This window comes from Jidongwangia harbinensis (assembly GCF_020216025.1).
GTDB lineage: Bacteria > Actinomycetota > Actinomycetes > Mycobacteriales > Micromonosporaceae > Actinoplanes > Actinoplanes harbinensis.
This window is the reverse complement of the sequence record NZ_JAIWNC010000025.1, coordinates 157,731-175,780: the sequence shown is the minus strand read 5'-3', so window position 1 is coordinate 175,780 and position 18,050 is coordinate 157,731. Positions and strand designations below refer to the sequence as shown.

The following is an 18,050-nucleotide window of genomic DNA, read 5'->3' as shown; positions in this document are numbered from 1 at the left end:
TGCCGCCGACCCAGTTGTTGGTGCTCCTGCTCCACTGGCTGGTGTAGCGGCCGTTCTCGCGCAGCGTCATGCTGGCGTCGCCGCTGTCCTTCCAGAACGAGAAGTAGAACCCGTTGTGGGTACCGGTCGTGTTCGAGGAGAGCTGGCGGTCGGCCTCGGCGTGGGCGTTGCCGGCCAGCGTCACGCCGGAGACGGCGACCGCTGCGGCGCAGGCGGCGCCGATGAGCATGCGGATGCCTCTGCGGCGGCGGCCCCTCGGCGGGGCGAGGTCTTCGGTCATGTGGTGCTCCTCCTGGGGATCAGCCCCACGGGTACGACAACCCGGCCAAGTGGGGATGCCGTTGGTTGCCGTACCCGTGACGGGGTTTGGGCCATCGAGGCCGGTCGTTGCAGAGCCTGGCTCGGCGGCTGTCCTGTTGTCAACAACTTCCGGAAATGTTTCGGAAATATCGAGAGCGCACGGGGGTCGGCTTGGAGGCCATAACCGCTGCTCAGGCGCGATGTATGCATCCCGGGTGCAAACTACAGTTTTCGAAGACTCGATGGCGCCCGCAGCGGCATTGGCAGAATGTTTGCCGAAACTTACGGAGCGTCGTGCTGTCGCCGCACCATCTCGTTGATCCAGATCGGTGCGAACGGCGACGTGCAGTTCGGCGGAGTGGGGTAGTCCTTGAGCACTTCCAGGCGCTCGCCGATGTCGAGCGCGCGGGCGCGGAGCCCGGCGTGCTCGATCCCGATCTGCGCCAGGCAGTGGTTCATCGCCCACTGCAGGCGGTCCGGGGCGTCCCGCATCTCGGCCTCGATGACGTCGAGCAGGCCCGCCAGGTCGAGGCCCTCGGGCTTCTTCGCCACCCGTTCGGTGGTCAGCGCCCAGCCGGCGCTCGCCACCACCGGGTCCGGATCGGCGAACCACGCCACCCGCAGTTCCTCGGCGTGCGAGCTCTTCTTGACCACGTAGTTGACCAGCCAGTCGTGCACCTTCGGAGTGCGCGCCCCGCGCAGCATGGCGTCCAGTTCGTCCCGGGTGAACGCCTTCGGGCGGCAGATCAGCAGCGCCAACAGCTTCGCCGCGGTGTCGTCCGTCGCCCAGAGCCGGCGCGCGAGCTCCGGCTGCGTCTTCAGTCGCTTGGCGAGCGCGCGCAGACTGCCCAGGTTCACGCCGTGGTCGTCGCCGTGCCGGGCGTTCACCTCGCGCGCCTTCGGGTCCTCGAGCGCGGCCAGCTCGGCCATCACCTCGGCCACCGTCGGGTCGGTCACGGTCGTCTCCGGCACCTCGGCCTCCAGCTCCACCGGCTCGCCGTCGACCACCACGGCCCGGCGGACGTCGCGGATGCCGCCAGCCTACGAGGAAGACGAGAAAACCGCGTCGCCGACCGGCACCACCGCTGGGGGAGGAGGTGCCGGCCGACGGCGCGGCCGGGGGGACTCAGGCTTGGTTGGTCAGCTCGGCAGGCTGACCTGGGCCGGCGTGGAACGGTCGGTGGTGGTGCCGTCGCCCAGCTGTCCGGACAGGTTGTTGCCCCAGCACCACAGGTTGCCACCGCTCTGGGCACCGCAGGTGTGGTACGTGACGACGAAGCTGCCGGTCCAGCTGGTGGCCTGGCCGACCCGGACGGGAGCGGACCGGTGGGTGGTGGTGCCGTCGCCCAGCTGCCCGGCCATGTTGTTGCCCCAGCACCAGAGGCTGCCGTCGGTACGGGTCGCGCACGTCGTGCTGAAGCTCGCGTTCACCCGGGTCCAGGTGGCGACGCTGCCGGCCTGGACCGGCGTGGGCTGGAACGTGGTGTTGCCGGTACCCAGCTGCCCGTAGCCGTTGGCGCCCCAGCACCAGAGCGTGCGGTCGGTGCGCACGGCGCAGGTGTACGTGGATCCGGCGGTCACGTCGGACCACGAGGTGGCGGTCCCGACCTGCCCCGGCGTGGCGCGGTAGCTCAGGGAGCCGCCGCCGAGCTGGCCGTTGCCGTTGTTGCCCCAGCACCAGAGCGTGCCGTCGGTGCGGACGGCGCAGGTGTGCGCGTTGCCGGTGGTGACGCCCGACCAGGTGGTCGCGGTGCCGACCCGGGTCGGTGTGGTCGTGTAGTACACGCTGCCGCCGATGCCGAGCTGTCCGTGCCGGTTGAAGCCCCAGCACCACAGGCTGCCGTCGGTGCGGACCGCGCAGGTGTGACTGTCGCCGGCGCTGACGTTGGCCCAGTTGGTGGCGTCGCCGACGCGGACCGGTGCGTTGCGGTTGTCGGTGGTGCCGTCCGCGAGCTGGCCGTTGCCGTTGCTGCCCCAGCACCACAGGCTGCCGTCGGTCCGGATCGCGCAGCTGTAGCTCGTGCCGGCGTCGATGCTGGCCCAGGTGGTGGCGTCGCCGACCTGGACCGGGGTGGTGGAGGCGGTGTTGGTGCCGTTGCCGAGCTGGCCGACGCCGTTGCTGCCCCAGCACCAGAGCGTTCCGCCGGTGCGGACCGCGCAGGTGTGCGAGTAGCCGGCGGCGACGCTCGAGGGTGTCGGGGCGGCCGCTGCCGGGCCGGCGGTGAGGCCCAGGGCGGTCATCGCGATTGCGCTGCCGGCCGCCACGACGACCATGATCGCTCGCGCGGCACGCCTCCCTCGAGCGAGCAGCCGACCTTTATGAAATCTACTCATGTGTTGTCCCCAAGCGCGATCGATGCCGGACGGTGGGTGGCGTCGTTGCCCCGGGTCGCGAACGACCTACCATTTCATAGCAGCGTCTTTAGAGATTGACTAGTGGCAATGCTGAACCGGTTCAGGGTTTGACCGCTAACGACCAGGGAAAGGACCCGTTACTGCCGTAAGTATGGGTCTTTGGGAGTTGACCCAGGTCAATGCGTTACCCGTTGGGAAGGCGGAAGCGTGCGAAGAAGTCCCAGAGGGTTCGCGAGGCGTCGAGCTCGGTGCCCGGTTCGCTCGCTCCGGGCCATACGTGCCCTCCGTTGCTGATCCGGTAAAGCACCACCTCGGCCCCGCGCCGGCAGTCGGTGTACGCCAGCCGGGTCACCTGCGCGGTGACGATCGTGGCCTGCGGGCCGGACCGGCACCCGTTCAGTCGCGCCCAGGTCTGTGCGGCCACCGGTACGGAGTAGCCCCACCGGAGGTCGCCGCTGCCCGGGTAGGGGTTGACCGAGTCCTGCTGCCCGTGCCAGGTCAGCACCGGCACCGGACGCCCGGGACGGCAGTCCTCCACCTCGGGCACGCTCACGTCGTCCGGGTCGGGCCGGCCGGCCCGCAGCCCGGCGCCCGCGGCGATGGCCGCGATCCGTCCGGAGAGGTGGCAGGCCAGCGCGGACGACATCCGCCCACCGCCGGAGTGCCCGGTGGAATAGGTACGCCGCAGATCCGTGCAGAACCGCGCGGACACCACGTCGATCACCCGGCCGAGATACCGCACGTCGTCCCGGGCGTCCGGGGGCGGCAACTGACCGGCGGTGGTGGGCACGCCCGGCACGTTCCACGCCCAGCTGCCGCCGGCCGGCATCGGGTTCTGCGGCAGCGGGATCGCGCCGTCCGGCGCCGCCACGACGAAGCCGTTCTCGCCGGCCACCGCGCGCAACCCGGTGTAGTCCATCTGGCCCGCCCCGTTGCCGCTGCTGCCGTGCAGGTTGAGCACCAGCGGGACCCGGGCGGTGCCGGAGAGGGCCGCGGGTACGTGGACGAGGACCGGATAGCTCCGGCCGTCGAAGTCCACGTCGACGGTGGTGTCCCCGGCGGCCGGCGGACGGGAACAGTCGTCCGGCGCGGCACCGCGGCCGGTCGCGGACGCCGGTGCGACGAGGGCGGGGGCGATCGCCACGGCGGCGGCGACGGTCAGGGCGGCTCGGCGGAACGGGCGGTCAGGCATCATCGGCTCCCGGGGTGCTCGCGGCGCTGATCCGATTCGGCCACGGATCGGCGTAACTCTATGTCCTGATGCCCGCTCGTCGATTCCCGAGCGTGCGCGGCATCCGCCGACCTAGGCTGAGTCCCGAGCCGTTCGATGGGATGTGTGCCGTATCAATGACTGGTCTCCTGCGTGCCACCCGCCTGCGCGTACGCCTGTTCGGAGCCTTCGGACTGGTCTGTGGGCTGCTCGTGGTGGTGACGGCGTTCGGGGTGGCCGGACAGCGCCAGCAGCAACGCGCGGCGGGCAAGGCGGCGGCCGTCCAGGTCCTGAGCCGGCAGACGATGGAACTCAAGTTCCTGAACGCCGACATGAACAGCTGGGTCATCGCGTACTTCTCCAACCTGCAGGCCGGAGCCGGTACGCCGGCCCAGGTGGTGGGGCCGGGCAGCAACCGCGACGACGCGGTGAAGGCGAAGAAGGCCGCCGTGGCGGTGCTCGCCGACATGGACCTGAGTCACCTGAGCAGGACCGACCGGGAGACGTTCGACCAGCTCAAGCAGCAGTTCACCGCGGTGGACGCGGCCGAGGAGGAGATGGCCGGGTTCCTGCGCGAGGACACCAAGGCGGGCGCGGACAAGGCCATCGGCATCCTGAACAAGACCTACATCGACGGCGTACAGCAGATCAGTGCGCTGACCACCAAGCTCGCGGACTCGACCACCAGCGGCAGCGACGACGCGGTGGCCCAGGCGGACCGGTCCGCGACCCGGGGCCAGATCCTGATGGCGGCCGGTTGCGGGCTGGCCCTGCTGCTCGCGATCGTGCTGGCGTTGTTGCTGACCCGGAGCGTGACGGTGCCCGCCCGGCAGGTGGTGCACGCGCTGCGACGGCTGGCCGACCGGGACCTGACGGCGATGCTGGAGGTCCGCGGCCGGGACGAACTCGCCGAGATGTCCGAGGCGTTCAACGCCGCGGTGCGCGAGGTGCGGGGTGCACTGGGTCTGGTGTCGGCCCGCACCGAGGGGCTCACCGGGGCGTCCCGGGAACTGTCCGCGTTGTCGTTGCGGATGGGCGGCACCGCCGACGGCACCAGTTCGCAGGCGCTGCTGGTCTCGTCCGCGGCGGAGCAGGTGTCGGCCAACGTGGCCGGCATCGCGACCGCCGCCGAGCAGATGGACGCCTCGATCGGCGAGATCGCCCGGAACGCCGGAACCGCCGCCATCATCGCGGACAAGGGGGTGACCACGGCGAGCAGCACCTCGGACGCGGTCAGCAGACTCGCCCAGGCCAGCGAGGAGATCGGGGCGATCGTCAAGACGATCACCTCGATCGCCGAGCAGACCAATCTGCTCGCGCTCAACGCGACCATCGAGGCCGCCCGGGCCGGCGACGCCGGCAAGGGGTTCGCCGTGGTGGCCGGCGAGGTCAAGGATCTCGCCCTGGAGACCGCTCAGGCCACCGAGGACATCACCACCAAGATCAAGGCGATCCAGCTGACCACCGGCAACGCCACCGGGGCGATCGGTGAGATCTCCGAGGTGGTGGGCCAGATCTCGGAGATCCAGTCCACGATCGCCACGGCGGTGGAGGAACAGGCGGCGACCACCGCGGAGATCGGCCGCAGCGTCGCCGAGGTGGCCGGCGGGACGCGCCAGATCGCCGAGAACATCTCCGGCGTGGCGTCGGACGCGAGTTCCACGAGCGCCGGCGCGAACGACACCCAGCAGGCCGCCCGCGATCTCGCCGGGATGGCCGACGAACTCACCGAACTCGTCGCCACGTTCCGGGTCTGAGCAACCGCCGGGTGGGCGGCCTCGACGGACCTGCGATACCCTCCGTCGCCGGCTCACGGGGGACGCGGAGGATCTGATGAGGACCAGGACGAACAGGGTTGCCACGGTCGCGCTCGCGGCGGCGGCCGCGGTGCTGCTGACCGGCTGCCAGAACAGCGCCGACGCCGACGGGGACCCAGCCGTCCCGGCCGCGGCGTCCGCGACACCCTCGGCGGCCGACAACGGCGTCGCGGCCCTGACCGCCGACCAGATCCTGGCGCGCGCCAGGACCGCCCTGGGCGGCGCGCCGTCCTACCGGATCAACGGCACCATGAACAACGACGGTCAGCGGGCCACGCTCGACGTCACGGCCAGGGGCAGGGACCTCAGCGGTGCGATGGCGATGGGCCCGGCGAAGGTGCAGCTGCTGGCCGTCGGCGGGCAGCAGTACATGAAGCCGAACGAGCAGTTCTGGGCCCTGATGGGCGACCCGAAGAAGGCGAAGGACATCGCCAAGCTGGTGGGGGACCGGTGGGTCAAGGTCCCCGCCGACGACAAGAACCTCGCCGGACTGTTCAGCGTCGCCAGCGTCGGGGAGGTCCTGGACAACTCGGGCACGGTCACCAAGGGCCCGACGAAGAAGATCGACGGTGTCCCCGCGGTCGGCCTGGTCGACGACGGGACGGACGGCGGCACGCTGTACATCGCGACGGTCGGCGAACCGTACCCGCTGCGGATCGAGGCGCCGACGGCCGGCGACGGCCGGGTCGACTTCTCCGATTTCGGTGCGGCCATCCCGGAACTCACCGCCCCCGCGGAGGCCGACGTGATCGATTTCGTGGAACTGGCCAGGTAGTCGTGTACTCCACCCGGGCCTCGCGGACCATCCCCGCCGCACGCAGCGCGATCTACCGGGCGCTGCTCGATCCAGACGCGATCGCGAAGTGGCGCGTGCCCACCGGCATGACCAGCCGGGTGCACGAGTTCGAGGCGCGCGAGGGGGGTTCGTTCCGGGTCTCGCTCATCTATACCGCGCCGGACGGTGTCGGCAAGTCGGCGGAGTCCACCGACACCTACCACGGCCGTTTCCTCCGGCTCGTCCCGGACGAGCGGGTGGTCGAGGAGATGGAGTTCGAGACCGCGGACCCGGCGCTGCGCGGCACGATGACGGTGACCACCACGCTCGCCGACACGGCCGGCGGCACCGTCGTCACCATCCTGCACGAGGGCGTGCCGGACGCCATTGCGGCGGCGGACAACGAGGCCGGCACCGCCGAGGCACTGGCCAACCTCGCCCGGCTGGTCACCCCGTAGACCCGGCCGGTCACGCTGGAGAACGGGCCGGTCACGCCGTGGGCGAGGGACCGTCCAGGCGCAGGATCGTCTCCACGATCTCGGCGTCCCGGGCGTTCGCATACGAGAGCTCGGTGCCGACGACCACGAACCCAGCCCTCGTCAGCACCCTGATCGATCCCACGTTGTCACTGGCCGCCCGCGCGAGCAGGGGCCGGGTGCGCACCGTGCCGAGCAGCAGGGCGAGCGCCCGGCCGGCGATGCCCTGTCCCCAGCAGGCCCGGTCGATCCAGTAGGTGACCTCGGTGTCCCCGCCGACGCGGAAGCTCGCGATGCTGCCGACGAGGCGCCCACCGGCGGTTATCGCGCGCATGGTGACGTCCGGCCGGGCCCGGACCCTCGCCATGTGGGCGTCGAAGGCGGCCCGGTCGTCCGGGTCGGCGGCGGTGAAGGCGGCCATCCGGACCGACTCGGGCTCGCGCATCTGGTCGAACAGGACGTCGAGGTCTGCGTCCAGGATCGGCCGCAGCGCCACATCGTTTCCGCGTGCTGGTGGCATACGACGAGCCTGCCACCCGGGTACGACAGAAACCGGGCCGCCCCGACCGGTCCGCAGGCGCCGCCTAACCGGAGAGATCCCAGATCTGGAGCCGTTCCGGGCCGGCGCAGGCCAACCGGCCGGCGGTGTAGGCGCACTGCCAGGTCGGCTCCGCGAAGCCGCGCACCCGTACCGATCCGTCCGCCGCCGCGAGGGTGGCCACGTTCGGCGGGATCTGCCGCTGGTCCATGTGCCCCTGCAGCCCGGGCAGGTAGATCAGCGTGTCCGCGCCGGCCCAGAACAGCAGCGCGTGCCGGTCGGCCGGGCGGAGCAACTGCCGGCCAGCCGGGTCGTAGAGCGCGGAGTGGTCACCCGCGCTGCCGTCGCCGTCGCCGGTCACCAGGAGCCGGTCGTTCCGGAAGTCCATCGAGGACGATCCGGGCGGTGCGGCGGTGCGCCACACCTCCAGCCCGGTCCGGGTGTCGATCGCGGCGATCTCGGAGAAGCGGAAGGATCCCCGGGCGTTGTCGATGACGCAGATCCGGTCCGGACCGCAGGCGGCGAGCGAGGTGAAGGACCGGCCGGACGGGCCGCGGTAGACCATGCCGGCGCCGCCGTCCAGGCCGGTCACCCGGACCCGGTACGGTTCGCCCACCGCGTCGGTGCGGTCCGCGTGGAAGAGCCGGTTCTGGTACGCCAGCAGGGTGTCCTCCGGCGTGACCCCGCCGCCCACCACGGTCCGTACCCGCAGCCCGGTCCGGACGTCGCGGGCCAGCACCTTGCCGCCCGCCGTCACCTGCACCAGCCGGTCGCCGGTGTACTCGTCGGCGGACGGGCCGCCGGACCGCACCGGAACGCCGGCCACGGCCTCGCCGAGCACCAGGGTCACCGCCTCGCCGGCGCCCGGTGCGTCCCACAGGGCCCGGCCGGTGACCCAGTCCCGGGCCCGGGTGGCGCCGGTCCGGCGCGAGGTGATCACCAGCCGGTCGGCGTACCGGGTCAGCTCCTGCTCGGCGGTGTCCAGCGACAGCTGCCACCGGGTGGTGCCGGTCTCCGGGTCCAGGACGTGGATCCGTTGCCGCTGCGCGGCGTTCCGGTCCGGTGTGACGGTGACCAGGACCCCGGCCCGGTGCGCGTCGACGCCCTCGAAGTCGTCGAACGTGCCGAGCGTGCGGGCCGGCCAGGCGGGGCGTCCGGTGGTCAGGTCGATGCCCCGCACCCGGACCGTGCCGTCGGCCGTCCGCCATCCGGTGAACGCGCGGTCCGGCGTCACGCTGACCTCGGACCGGTCCGGTGTGCCGCCGAACCCGACCGGCTCGCCGACCGCGGCCAGCGGCGCCGCGGGGGCGGTAGCCACCGGCGCCCGCCGGGTGTCCGGCTGCTCGTGCCGGGTCGTCACGCCCACCCCGGCGCCGATCAGGAGGACGGTGGCCGCGGCGGCGGTGGCCGCACGGGTCCCGGTCCGGCGGTCGCCCCGCCGGCGCGCGTCCGCGGCCGTGCCGAGCGGCACCGCGTCCGCCGTGCGGCGCAGCGTCCCGAACAACTCGTCGAGGTCAGTGGGCATGCGGGGCACCTTCCGCGAGCGGGGCGGGGGAGACGGGGTCACCGAGCGATTCGGCCAGCGCGGCGCGGCCGCGGGACAGCCACGACTTGACCGTCCCGCTGCTGACGCCGGTCTCCGCGGCGATCTCCGCGACCGACCGGTCCAGCAGGTAATGCAGGGCCAGCGCCCGGCGTTGGGTGACCGGCAACGCGCGCATCGCGGACACCAGCAGCACGGTGTTCTCGGACGGTTCCGCCGACGGCTCGGCCGGGCGGTCCGCGGCGGTCCGGTGGCGCTGCACCCTGAGGCGGCGCCAGCGGTCGGTGGCCAGCCGGTTCACCACGAGCCGCAGCCACGCCTCCGGGTCCTGGTATCCGGCCAGCCGCCGCCAGCGCTGCCAGGCCCGGGCGTACGCCTCCTGCACCAGATCCGGTGCCTCGGACGCATCGCCGGTCAGGCCGTACGCGTAGCGGAGCAGGCGCCGGGACGTGTCCCGGTAGAACGCGTCGAACTGCCCGGCTCGTGTCTCGGTCATACCGGTAGACACGGGGAGCCGGCCCGCCCGGTTGCAGGTGACTCCGGGTCACCCGGTACCGGGCTCGGGCACCGGCCGGTCACCGGCCGGGATCCCGGCCGTCATGCAGATACGCGGTGGCACCGGTGCGCAGTGCGGCGCCGGCCGCGTGCAGCCGGCGGACCAGGCGCGCGATGAGCAGACGGTCCCATTCGCCGGGACCGGCCAGGCGCCACTCGCGCAGCTCGCCGGTCTGCAAGCGGACGTGCCGCTCGGCGTGCCCCGCGGTGATGCGGCCGCCGTCGAAGAGGTAGTTCGCCAGCGCGGGGCGGCCGTCGGCTTGCGGCGGGACCCAGTCCACGACCAGCAGGCGGCCGGGCCGGACGTCCAGGCCGAGTTCCTCGCCGGCCTCGCGGCGCGCGGCGTGCCAGGGGAACTCGCCCTCCGCCAGCCCGCCGCCCGGGATCTCCCAGGTGTCGTCGCGGTAGGCGGGCCGCACGAGCAGGAACCGGCCGGTGTCGTCGTGCAGGATCACGCCCGCGCCGGTGATGCTCCTCGGCAGGCCGGCGTAGTACTGCGCGGGGGGTACGTGGGCCGCGCTCATGACGCACGACGCTAACCGGTCACGTACCGGTGCGGTCCGGACGCGATCCGGTCCGGCGCCCGCGGCGTGGGCGCCGGACCGGGTTCCGCGAGGGTTCAGCCCTTGATCTGGCGGCGGCCGCCGTCGCCCGAGGCGATGCTGATCTTGCGGGGCCGGGCCCGTTCGGACACCGGGATGCGCAGCGACAGCACGCCGTCGGCGTAGGTGGCCTCGAGGTGGTCGGTGTCCAGCGTGTCGCCGAGGAACAGCTGCCGGCTGAACACGCCCATCGGACGTTCGGAGATCACGGTTTCCACGTCGTCCTTGAGCTGGCGCCGGCGCTCCGCCCGCACCGAGAGGACGTTGCGCTCCACGGTCAGGTCGATCGAGTCGGGGTCGACGCCCGGCAGGTCGAAGTAGACGTTGATCCAGTCGCCGTCGCGCTCCGCGTCGACGTGCATCACCGCGGGGCGGCTGGAGGAGCCGGCGAGTTGTTCGAACACGCGGTCGATGTCGCGGAAGGGGTCGGTACGCATCAGCATGGTCATCCTCCTTGGTGCTCCCTCACCAAAGCCTCGCCGGTAGGCCCGGCGTTGAGTCTCCTTGACTCAACTTTCTTCCATAGATAGGACGGGCGCGCGCCGATGTCAAGTGCTCTTGTTTAGAGGACACTGTTCCGTTAACCTCGCGGTGATCATCATCCATGGCAATCCGGAGGTTCCGCTCGATGACATCGCCGCAACTCGGCCTGGCCACCGTGGTCGACGACTTCGTCGCCGCCTTCAACGACAACGACCTGGACCGGGTCATGTCGTTCTTCGCGGACGACGCCGAGTACCGCCCCGGCGACGGCGCCGTGCACCGCGGCCGCGCGGCCATCCGGGCGGAGCTGGCGCCGCAGTTCGCCGGCCGGTACGGGGTGATGCGCTTCGACGTCTACGACCAGCTGGTCGACGAGCCCCGGCGGCGGGTGGCGATCCGCTGGGCCTGCCGGATCGACATCACCGGCGCGCGGGGCCGATCCGTGCCCGCCGGGCTGCGGCTGCTCGGCCGGCTGCGCTACGGCACACGGATGCGCTGGCACGGCATGGACGTGTTCCACTTCGACGCCGCCGGGGCGATGGTCGGCAAGTACTCGTACGCGAACTTCCGCATCCCGCCGATGGAGCGCGACCCGGAACCGGCGTGGTGACCGCCGGTCAGGTGTGACCCAGGTCACTTCTGGGGAGCCAACCTTCCGCCGCGCCGCGCGTCTACTCCAGCGACAACCGTCCCCGATCGCAGGAGTTCCGTGATGCGCTTGACCGCCCGTACCGCCGCATTCGCCGCCGCCGCGGCCACCGTCGCCTTGATCGGTGGGGTGTCCGCCTCGCGGGCGTTCGCGGACGAGTCGGCGGCGCCCGCCAAGCCGCCGGCAGCACCCGCCGAACGGCCGGCCGCGACGCCGGAGCCCGCCGACCCCGCAGCACCGGCGCCCGCACCGGCCACCTCCCCGGCCGCCAAGCCGGCGGCGACCGTGTCGCTCCGCCCCGGCCAGACGGCCGCGCCCCGGCCGAGGACGACGACGGCACCCCGGCCGAAGGCGACGACGGCACCCCGGCCGAAGAAGGCCGGTCCCAGGGAGACCGCGGTCCCCCGCCCCGACGCGACGGTGGACGCGCCCGCTCCGGCGCCGACCGCCACCACGGTTCGGCCGCGCCTGCTAGAGTCCCCGGCCCCGGCCCGCCGCTGACCAGACCAGGAGCGGTATGACTCTCGTCCTTCCGTTGCCCGCGCCGTTGCGGCGCTGGTGGCGGTCGGTCACGTCCGGTGGTTCCCCGGCGGTGCGCCGCACCGCCGGGGACGGGCCGCCGGCCATCAACGAGCTTTACCAGACCCGCCGGCTGAGCCTGGTCCGGCTGGCCGTGCTGATGGTCGACGACCTGCCCACCGCCGAGGACATCGTGCAGGACGTGTTCGCCGCGCTGTACCGGCGGCACGGTGCCGATCTGCGTACCGTCGACGATCCGCACGCGTACCTGACCACCGGGGTGATGAACGCGGCGCGGTCGGCGTTGCGCCGCCGGCGGAGTGCCCGGGCCTACGTGCCACCGCGCCCGGGCCGGGCACCGGCCGCGGAGGACGAGGCGCTGCTCTCCGAGGGCGACCGGGAGGTGCTCGACGCGCTCGCCACCCTGACCGCGAGGCAGCGTCAGGTGGTGGTGCTGCGGTACTGGTCGGAGTTGTCCGAGCAGGAGATCGCCGACGTGCTGCGGGTGTCCCGCGGCACCGTCAAGTCGACCGCGAGCCGGGCCCTGACCATTCTGCGCGGACTGCTGGGGGAGAGACGATGAGCACGGACGTGGAAGACCGGCTACGCCGGGCACTGCGCGCCCGGGCGGGTCAGATCACCGCGGACCGGCTGCAGCCGGCCGTGCCGCCGACGGCGACGGCCGTGCCCCGGTCCTGGCGCCGCTGGTGGGTGCCGCTGGTGGTGGCGGCCGCGCTGGCCGCGGTGTTCTTCGCGGTACGGCCGGACGGCACGCTGCCCCGCCCGGTCCCGAACCCGCCCGCGGTCCCGGTCCCGTCGGAGCCACCGGCGCCCGTGGAGCCCAGCCCCGCGCCCCCGAAGATCACCGCGACCATGCCCAGGGCCACCACGGCGTCGTCGGCACCCACCCCGTCGCAGACGACCCTGCGGCCCCGCCGGCCCCCCGCCACGGTCGACGGGGGACCGGAACCCGCGCCCGGCACCACGAGCACCGGCCGGCCCGACGGCGCGGCGCCCGCGCCCACCCCGGGCCGCTGAGGCCGTACCCCGCCGCTATCCGGCGACGAAGTCGGCGACGACGCAGGCGATGTTGTCCGGGGCGCCCGCGGCGTACGCGAGATCGATCAGCCGTTGCGCCGTCGCCTCGGGTGCGCCGCCCTCGGCGAGGGCGGTGTGCAGGTCCGGCCGGCTCACCACGGCGGACAGCCCGTCGGAACACAGCAGGTAGCGGTCGCCGGCCAGGGCGGTGCGCAGCGCCAGGTCGGCCTCGACGGGCTGGCCGCCGGCGCCGAGCGCCCGGCTGAGCAGGGCGCGCTGCGGATGGGCGGCGGCCTGATCGGGGCTGAGCTTGCCGTGGTCGACCTGGCTCTGCACCCAGGTGTGGTCCTGGGTGAGCTGCGCGAGGTCACCACCGCGCAGCAGATAGACCCGGGTGTCGCCGATGTGGACCAGGGCCAGTTGCGAGCCGCGGCGCACCACCGCGGTCAGGGTGGTGGCCGCCTGGTCGTCGTCCGGGCCGGCGGCGCGCACCGTGCGGTCGACGTCGTCGATGGTCGCGGCCAGCATGGCGAGCAGGTCGACGGCCGGCTTGTCGGCCAGTTCGAGCGCCTTGAGGGCGTTCACCGCGGCGGTGCTGGCGGCGGCGCCGGCACCGCGGGTGCCGTCGGCGACGGCCAGCAGCCGGTCGCCGGCGTAGGCGACGTCCTCGTTGCTGTCGCGCCCGAGGCCGGGGTCGCAGCGCACGGCGTACCGGACGGTCAGGGTCGGGTGGGTGTCGGACATGGTGGCGCCCTTCCTGGAGAGGTGCTCGACGAGTCGGGCGACGTGGTGCGCGCGGGTCGCCGTGTCGGCGGCGACCCGCTGCCAGTACGCGTTCACCGCGGCGGCGGCCGCATCCGGTGCCAGGCCGCACACCGTGTGGATGTCGGCCAGCGGCATGCCGATGTGGCGCAGCCGGGCGATCAGCCGGGCGTGCGCCAGCTGGTCCGGGTGGTAGAACCGGTATCCGGACTCGGCATCGACCGCGGCGGGGGTCAACAGACCCACCTCGTCGTACAGGCGCAGTGCCTTGGCCGTCAGCCGCGCCGCCCGGGCGAACGCGCCGATCGTCAGCAGCTCCACGGTGTGATCCTCCTCGTGCCGGCCGGGTGGCCGGCACGAACCACGGTGAGGCTTACCCGAGGGTGAAGGTCAAGCGCGGGATCACCGGGCCGGCGCGGGCGGGTCGCCGGTCGGGGCGCCGGGCCGGCGGACGAGCGGCAGGCCGGCGGCGGTGGCGGCCAGCATGTGGCGCAGCGTCGCCGGGAACGGCGGGAAGGCGGCGGCGATCTCGGGGTTCTCCGCGTACAGCTGGGTCAGCGCCGGCGTCGGCCGGGTGAGCGGGTAGAGCCGGGCGACGTACGCGGCCGCGGCCATCACCAGGGCGCTGCCCTCCCGCGGGGCGAGTTCCGGCCAGGCGGTGGCCAGCTGCCCGCCGATCCGGGCGTGCATGGCGAGGTTCCATTGCTTGAAGGTGCGCAGCGCCGGCACCGACGCGTTCACTTCCAGGCTGGTCATCATGTGGGTGGTGAGGTCGCAGTAGAGCGGTTCGGCGGCGAGCGTCTCGGCCAGCGCGTCGACCGCCTCGTGCATCCCGCGGGCCCGCTGCAGTCGCTCGCCCAGTGCGGCCGCCCACCGGTCTCCCTCGGTCATGGTGAGCTGAAGGTAGATCTCCTCGCGGGTGGCGAAATAACGCAACACGTTGGACTTGGCCAGACCCACGGCGGTGGCCACGTTGCCGAGGCTGACCTGCGAGACCCCGGACCGCACGGCCAGCTGGCGGGCCGCGGCGAGAATGCTCTCGCGCCGCTGGCTCTTCTGATCGGGTCGCCGGGCCCGGAGGAATCCTGGTTGCATCCCGTCCGGATAGTAACAGCACGGCGTCTGTCAACCGCCGTGCGCGGCGCCGGCGCCGGCCGGGAAGAAGTCCGGCAGGGTGATGTTGTCGGCGGGCGGGGCGGCGAGTCTGTCGGCCAGCGCGAGCCGCTGTGCCAGCGGGTTGCCGGCCAGCTTCGCCAGCGAGCGCAGGGTGCGGATGCCGGCGCGGGAGCTGGGGTACGCGATGCCCGGCGTGCCCGGCGGAAGCTTCTGCGCCCCGGCGACGTAGGGGCGCATGGTGGCCTCGAACCCGTCGAAGGCGCGGGTGTGGTCGGTCGCCGTGGCCAGCTCGGCGGCCAGCACGTACGCGCCGACCAGGGCGAGGCTGGTGCCCATGCCGCTCAGCGGCGCGGCGCAGTAGGCGGCGTCACCGACCAGGCCGATGCGCCCCTTGCTCCAGCGGGGGATCCGGACCTGTCCGACGGCGTCGAAGTAGTAGGGCGCGTCGTCCAGCCCGTCGAGGACGCGCGGGGTGACCCAGCCGGCACCGGCGAACGTCCGGCGCAGGATGCTGGTCTGGTCCCGCTGGTCGAGGTCCTCGAGGCCGCGCACGTTGGACATGAAGGCGAGCGTGGCCCGGATCGTGCCGACGTTGTCCGGCCGCAGGGTCACCTGACGCCGGCCGGTCGCGTGGAACCACCGCCAGCAGTCGTTGTCCTCGCCGGTGCGGGGGATGGTCAGGTATGCCAGGTACAGGTCGAGGTTCCTGATCCGGGCGTCCGGCAGGACCATCGACCGGGTACGGGACGTCAGGCCCTCGGCGACGACGACGATGTCGAAGGACCGCGGCGGTGCGTGCCGGAAGGTCACGTCGACGCGGTCGCCCCGGTCGTCGAGGCCGGTGATCTGGTCGCCGAACAGGTACTCGGTGCCGGGCAGCGTGCTCTGGTAGATGATCCGGGACAGTTCGCCGCGCAGGATCTCGAGTTCGGCGGTGGCGCCGTCCACCCCGCCGGCGCTCTTCGGGAAGGACGCGACGACCCGGCCCCGTTCGTCGACGACCTCGGTGCCCTGCTCGCCGGTGGCGTTCGCGAACAGCTCCTCCTCGATGCCCATCCGGCGGACGATCTCGCGGGACGCGCCCCGCACGTCGATGTTCTGACCGGCCTCGCGCAGGCCGTCGAAACGCTCGACCACGGTGGTGCGCCAGCCCGCGGCGTGCAGCCAGTAGGCCAGGGCGGGTCCGGCGATGCTGGCTCCGGAGATGAGGATGCTGGGTGCGGACATCGTGCGGACACGTCCTTTGGTAGAAGATCGGGCGACGGCCCGCATAATCTATCGCTTTATCTAGTAACTAGGCAATGGAGTGACCGAGCTCATGAGCGACCAGGTACCGGACCTGCCCGAACTGGCCGAGGCCACCATCGCGATGCAGCACCTGATCGGCGCGTCGCGGGAACTCGCCGCCCGCGCCTCGCGCGAACTGGGCATCAACGCCACCGACATGGGCGCCCTGTCCCTGCTGGAGCAGCACGGGCCGATGGGTCCCGCCGAACTGGCCACCCGCCTGGGGATCCGGACCGCATCGGTCACCGTGCTGATCGACCGCCTGGAACGCGCCGGTCACGTGGAACGCTCGGCGCATCCCCGCGACCGCCGCCGCGTCACCGTGGCGGCCACCCCGTCGGCGCACCGGGCCACCCTGGAGTTCCTCCGCCCGTCCATCCTCGCCGTCGACGAGCTCAGCCGGGCGCTCGACCCCGAGGCCCACCGCATCGTCACCGAGTTCCTCCAGCGGTCCACCCGGGCGATGCAGCGGTAGGCGTCAGCCTGCGGATGCCGCCCGGCGGCGGCTGAGGATCTGCTCCCGCAGAATGTCGGCGTGCCCGCAGTGCTGCGCCAGCTCGCTGAGCATCTGCAGATAGATGGCCCAGACCGAGCGCACCTTGCGGCCGGTGACCACCGCGTCCAGCCCGAGCGCCGCGACGTTGCGGCGCGACTCCACGCAGGCGGCCCGGTGCGCCGCCCGTACCGACTCGATCGTGTCCTGCCTGGTCAGCACGAACGAACGGGTCGGGGTGGAGGCGACGCCGAGTTCCTTGAGCGTCCGGCCGGTGATCGCGTGGTCGAAGTAGAACCGCTCCACGTAGGTGGCGTGCTTCACCAGGCCCAGCAGCGTGGTGCGGGACGGGACCAGCGACGCCCGAGCCTCGTCCTCGGTGAGCCGGTTCAGGCAGTCGTGCAGGGCCCAGCGGTGCTGGTCGAGCAGCGCGTCGAGGCGGGCCCGCAGGTCCGGGGTCCACGGCGGCTGTCTCATCGGCCCGCCAGGAACGCCAGCAGTTCCGCGGTGACGAACCCCGGGTTCTCCTCGGGCAGCCAGTGGCCGGCCTTCGGCACCTCGACCGTACGCACGATCGCGGACATCCGGGGCGCCAGCGTGGTGCGGACGAACGCACCCTGGCCCTCGGCGGTCATCAGCAGGGTCGGCACGGCGACCGGCGCGGCCGCGATGGTGTCCCGCTCGTCGGCGTCCAGCGTCCGGTACAGATTGAATCCGCCGGTGAGCACCTGCGGACGGCGGTACGTGCGGGCGTACTCGTCGATCTCCCGGCGGTCGAACGGCGACTCCGCGCCCGGTCCGCCGAAACTCGTGCCGCCGTAGGCCACCTGCGGGTAGAACAGGGCCAGGTACTCGCGAACGTCGTCGTCCACCACGGCCTCCGGGATCCGCTCCTGGGTGTGGAACGCCATGTGCCAGCTGAACGTCCGGTACTGGGCGGCGCTCAACGCCGGCCCGGGCAGCGGATAATCCAGATGCGCGTACGCGACCACGTCGTCCGGATACTGCGCGGCGTACTGGAATCCCACCCCGGCGCCCAGATCGTGGCCCACCAGCCGGATGTCGTCGAGGCCGAGCCGGTCGGCGAGCAGGCCGTGGACGTACCGTGCGAGGGTCTTCTTGTCGTATCCGCTCGGAGTGCCTTGGCTGTCACCGAGCCCCGGCAGGTCGAGCGCGTACACGGTGTACCGCTTCGCCAGCTCGGGCATGATGCCGCGCCACTCGTACCAGGACTGCGGCCAGCCGTGCAGCAGCACCAGGGGAGCCCCGGTGCCGCCGGTCACGTAGTGCATCCGGACGCCCTGCACGTCCGCGAACCGGTGCGTGAACCGGCGGTTGAACTCCGTGTCGTGCCGCGTGGCGGCGTCGAATCCGGACGCCTGGGCGGCGGCGGGCCGCACCCCGGCGGTGCCCGGGGTGCCACCGCCCGCCAGGACCACCGTCGCCGTGCCGGCCGCCAGTACCCGTCGCCATCTGCTTGTCACCATCATCGGGTGTCACCTCCGCGCCCAGCATCACGGGCGCCGCGACGG

21 protein-coding genes and 1 pseudogene are annotated in these 18,050 nt (G+C 72.7%); 8 read left to right on the top strand and 14 right to left on the bottom strand.

Annotation, left to right across the window (positions count from 1 at the left end):
* The 4 genes and pseudogenes from LDL48_RS28195 to LDL48_RS28180 all read right to left on the bottom strand — a co-directional run.
* Nucleotides 1–280: pseudogene (locus LDL48_RS28195) on the bottom strand (glycoside hydrolase family 11 protein); the annotation flags it as partial.
* Nucleotides 281–582: 302 nt separating this feature from the next.
* Nucleotides 583–1,230 carry a DNA alkylation repair protein gene (locus LDL48_RS28190; protein WP_255629243.1) on the bottom strand — a complete coding sequence of 216 codons (648 nt, stop codon included), beginning with the start codon at nt 1,228–1,230 and terminating at the stop codon, nt 583–585.
* A 210-nt stretch (nt 1,231–1,440) separates the two neighbouring features.
* Nucleotides 1,441–2,574, bottom strand: coding sequence for an RCC1 domain-containing protein (locus LDL48_RS28185; protein WP_225258253.1), 1,134 nt, complete (start codon nt 2,572–2,574; stop codon nt 1,441–1,443).
* Nucleotides 2,575–2,839: 265 nt separating this feature from the next.
* Nucleotides 2,840–3,847 (bottom strand): CE1 family esterase, encoded by a 1,008-nt coding sequence (locus tag LDL48_RS28180; protein WP_225258252.1) that lies wholly within the window; start codon nt 3,845–3,847, stop codon nt 2,840–2,842.
* A gap of 155 nt (nt 3,848–4,002) precedes the next feature.
* Between LDL48_RS28180 and LDL48_RS28175 the strand changes: the two genes are divergently transcribed.
* The 3 genes from LDL48_RS28175 (at nt 4,003) to LDL48_RS28165 (ending at nt 6,915) form a co-directional block, all read left to right on the top strand.
* Nucleotides 4,003–5,622 carry a methyl-accepting chemotaxis protein gene (locus LDL48_RS28175; RefSeq protein WP_225258251.1) on the top strand — a complete coding sequence of 540 codons (1,620 nt, stop codon included), beginning with the start codon at nt 4,003–4,005 and terminating at the stop codon, nt 5,620–5,622.
* 76 nt (nt 5,623–5,698) lie between these two features.
* Entirely contained in the window at nt 5,699–6,457 is a 759-nt protein-coding gene (locus LDL48_RS28170) for a hypothetical protein (RefSeq protein ID WP_225258250.1), read from the top strand.
* Nucleotides 6,458–6,459: 2 nt separating this feature from the next.
* On the top strand, nt 6,460–6,915 hold the full coding sequence (locus LDL48_RS28165) for an SRPBCC family protein (RefSeq protein ID WP_225258249.1): 456 nt from the start codon (nt 6,460–6,462) through the stop codon (nt 6,913–6,915).
* Nucleotides 6,916–6,946: 31 nt separating this feature from the next.
* Here LDL48_RS28165 and LDL48_RS28160 read toward each other — a convergent pair whose 3' ends face one another.
* The 5 genes from LDL48_RS28160 to LDL48_RS28140 all read right to left on the bottom strand — a co-directional run bounded on the left by LDL48_RS28160 (nt 6,947) and on the right by LDL48_RS28140 (nt 10,614).
* Nucleotides 6,947–7,453 (bottom strand): GNAT family N-acetyltransferase, encoded by a 507-nt coding sequence (locus LDL48_RS28160; RefSeq protein WP_225258248.1) that lies wholly within the window; start codon nt 7,451–7,453, stop codon nt 6,947–6,949.
* Nucleotides 7,454–7,517: 64 nt separating this feature from the next.
* The gene (locus LDL48_RS28155; RefSeq protein WP_225258247.1) at nt 7,518–8,996 is read right to left on the bottom strand and encodes an outer membrane protein assembly factor BamB family protein; all 1,479 of its coding nucleotides are present in this window, start codon (nt 8,994–8,996) and stop codon (nt 7,518–7,520) included.
* Nucleotides 8,986–9,510, bottom strand: a complete 525-nt coding sequence (locus tag LDL48_RS28150; RefSeq protein ID WP_225258246.1) for a SigE family RNA polymerase sigma factor — start codon at nt 9,508–9,510, stop codon at nt 8,986–8,988. Before LDL48_RS28150 ends, LDL48_RS28155 begins: the two co-directional genes overlap by 11 nt.
* Nucleotides 9,511–9,589: 79 nt before the next feature.
* A complete protein-coding gene (locus LDL48_RS28145) occupies nt 9,590–10,093 on the bottom strand; it encodes an NUDIX domain-containing protein (RefSeq protein ID WP_225258245.1) in 504 nt (167 codons plus the stop codon).
* Between the two features lie 95 nt (nt 10,094–10,188).
* Complete coding sequence (locus LDL48_RS28140) at nt 10,189–10,614, bottom strand: Hsp20/alpha crystallin family protein (protein ID WP_225258244.1); 426 nt, start codon at nt 10,612–10,614, stop codon at nt 10,189–10,191.
* 185 nt (nt 10,615–10,799) lie between these two features.
* On the opposite strand from LDL48_RS28140, the gene LDL48_RS28135 reads away from it, so the two are divergent.
* From LDL48_RS28135 to LDL48_RS28120, 4 genes are all read left to right on the top strand, one after another.
* Nucleotides 10,800–11,264, top strand: coding sequence for a YybH family protein (locus LDL48_RS28135; protein WP_225258243.1), 465 nt, complete (start codon nt 10,800–10,802; stop codon nt 11,262–11,264).
* A gap of 102 nt (nt 11,265–11,366) precedes the next feature.
* Entirely contained in the window at nt 11,367–11,804 is a 438-nt protein-coding gene (locus tag LDL48_RS28130) for a hypothetical protein (protein WP_225258242.1), read from the top strand.
* Between the two features lie 16 nt (nt 11,805–11,820).
* Nucleotides 11,821–12,405 carry an RNA polymerase sigma factor gene (locus LDL48_RS28125; RefSeq protein ID WP_225258241.1) on the top strand — a complete coding sequence of 195 codons (585 nt, stop codon included), beginning with the start codon at nt 11,821–11,823 and terminating at the stop codon, nt 12,403–12,405.
* On the top strand, nt 12,402–12,860 hold the full coding sequence (locus LDL48_RS28120) for a hypothetical protein (RefSeq protein WP_225258240.1): 459 nt from the start codon (nt 12,402–12,404) through the stop codon (nt 12,858–12,860). Before LDL48_RS28125 ends, LDL48_RS28120 begins: the two co-directional genes overlap by 4 nt.
* Before the next feature lie 15 nt (nt 12,861–12,875).
* Here the strand turns inward: LDL48_RS28120 and LDL48_RS28115 are convergent, their stop codons facing one another.
* The 3 genes from LDL48_RS28115 to LDL48_RS28105 form a co-directional block, all read right to left on the bottom strand.
* Nucleotides 12,876–13,943 (bottom strand): MerR family transcriptional regulator, encoded by a 1,068-nt coding sequence (locus tag LDL48_RS28115; protein ID WP_225258239.1) that lies wholly within the window; start codon nt 13,941–13,943, stop codon nt 12,876–12,878.
* 81 nt (nt 13,944–14,024) lie between these two features.
* Complete coding sequence (locus LDL48_RS28110) at nt 14,025–14,717, bottom strand: TetR/AcrR family transcriptional regulator (RefSeq protein WP_225258238.1); 693 nt, start codon at nt 14,715–14,717, stop codon at nt 14,025–14,027.
* 30 nt (nt 14,718–14,747) lie between these two features.
* On the bottom strand, nt 14,748–15,965 hold the full coding sequence (locus LDL48_RS28105) for an FAD-dependent monooxygenase (RefSeq protein WP_225258237.1): 1,218 nt from the start codon (nt 15,963–15,965) through the stop codon (nt 14,748–14,750).
* 91 nt (nt 15,966–16,056) lie between these two features.
* Between LDL48_RS28105 and LDL48_RS28100 the strand changes: the two genes are divergently transcribed.
* Nucleotides 16,057–16,500, top strand: a complete 444-nt coding sequence (locus tag LDL48_RS28100; protein ID WP_225258236.1) for a MarR family winged helix-turn-helix transcriptional regulator — start codon at nt 16,057–16,059, stop codon at nt 16,498–16,500.
* 3 nt (nt 16,501–16,503) lie between these two features.
* On the opposite strand, the gene LDL48_RS28095 is transcribed toward LDL48_RS28100, so the two are convergent.
* Both LDL48_RS28095 and LDL48_RS28090 read right to left on the bottom strand, forming a co-directional pair.
* Nucleotides 16,504–16,995 carry a DinB family protein gene (locus LDL48_RS28095; RefSeq protein ID WP_225258235.1) on the bottom strand — a complete coding sequence of 164 codons (492 nt, stop codon included), beginning with the start codon at nt 16,993–16,995 and terminating at the stop codon, nt 16,504–16,506.
* Nucleotides 16,992–18,008, bottom strand: coding sequence for an alpha/beta fold hydrolase (locus LDL48_RS28090; RefSeq protein ID WP_225258234.1), 1,017 nt, complete (start codon nt 18,006–18,008; stop codon nt 16,992–16,994). Before LDL48_RS28090 ends, LDL48_RS28095 begins: the two co-directional genes overlap by 4 nt.
* Nucleotides 18,009–18,050 lie beyond the last annotated feature (42 nt).